This window comes from Stenotrophomonas sp. SrG (assembly GCF_050031795.1).
Taxonomy (GTDB): Bacteria; Pseudomonadota; Gammaproteobacteria; order Xanthomonadales; family Xanthomonadaceae; genus Stenotrophomonas; species Stenotrophomonas rhizophila_A.
The window spans coordinates 1-246 of sequence record NZ_JBNBBE010000765.1 but is presented as its reverse complement, the minus strand read 5'-3'; the positions used below and the strand labels follow the sequence as shown (position 1 = coordinate 246).

Genomic DNA, 246 nt, shown 5'->3' with positions numbered 1-246 from the left:
GAGTCGGGGTTGATGCCCAGGGCGATCGGCTGCGGGGTGTAGGCGGGCCGAGAGAGTTCCTTGCGCAGCAGCTGCGGCGCGTTGGTCTTGGCAAACCGCTTGGTTTCGAAGTCCAGGCCGGGAGACAGATTGAGGAAGGCGTGCGAGGGGCGCGCGAAGCAGTACGAGCCGCCGTGCTCGCAGCCGCGGTAGGGATTCACCGATTGGCTGAAACCTACATCGGGGGATTTGTTGCGGCTGATGATG

1 pseudogene is annotated in these 246 nt (G+C 64.2%); it reads right to left on the bottom strand.

From position 1 onward, the window contains the following. Positions 1-246, bottom strand: a pseudogene (locus tag ACQG3P_RS21630) (PA0069 family radical SAM protein); the annotation flags it as partial.